The organism is Malikia granosa, from assembly GCF_002980595.1.
GTDB classification, from domain to species: Bacteria; Pseudomonadota; Gammaproteobacteria; order Burkholderiales; family Burkholderiaceae_C; genus Malikia; species Malikia granosa.
The window spans coordinates 1-598 of the sequence record NZ_PVLQ01000152.1 but is presented as its reverse complement, the minus strand read 5'-3'; the positions used below and the strand labels follow the sequence as shown (position 1 = coordinate 598).

Sequence of the window (598 nt, the reverse complement as noted above, 5' to 3'; positions counted from 1 at the left end):
CAGTTGTGTTAGCGGCTGTAAACGCAGCAAGATGAAGCAAGGCATGCATCCAAAATTATAAATGCAATAATTATCATCTTCATCTCTAGAAATTAACTCCTAACATATAACTACAACACAAATGTCTCGCACAACCAAAGACATGAACATCCTGCTCAGAATTCCTGACTACTATATGGGTCTTGAAGGAATTGCGGGTTCTTTGACCAAAAAACGGAAGAATTTCAACCATTATATTCACGGGATGGCGACACCCAGTTGGTGGACACGCATGAGGATGAATCGTCCCCAACGACGTAAGGCACATTTGTGGGAACGCAAGGTGGTTACTTCTCTGGTCATTGACGAGACGCTTGATTCACCCGGCGTATCCAAAAAACCATTTATCTACTTCAATTGAATTTAGGTTTCAATCAGCATGCCAGCTGGCAGGAAATTCGTCCGATCAGCTGGCACAACTGACGAAAAAATTCATAAACCGATTACCTTATTAGCCGATGATGCTAGAGCGCTTTTCTTGCAGACAGTGGGCCACTCAGTTGTTCGTGGCCATGTGTGTCACGACGGTGGTCACGCTGCCGAGTGATTTCAAGGTGTC

The 598-nt window shown here is 44.5% G+C and carries 1 protein-coding gene; it reads left to right on the top strand.

Annotated features, from left to right (window positions below; all coding sequences use genetic code 11):
• Positions 1-142 precede the first annotated feature (142 nt).
• Positions 143-400 (top strand): hypothetical protein, encoded by a 258-nt coding sequence (locus tag C6P64_RS18105; RefSeq protein WP_146115985.1) that lies wholly within the window; start codon positions 143-145, stop codon positions 398-400.
• Positions 401-598: the final 198 nt, after the last annotated feature.

What these genes read in the sequence shown, in the direction of transcription:
- C6P64_RS18105 (WP_146115985.1), top strand. Translation starts at nt 143, where the DNA reads ATGAACATCCTGCTCAGAATTCCTGACTACTATATGGGTCTTGAAGGA.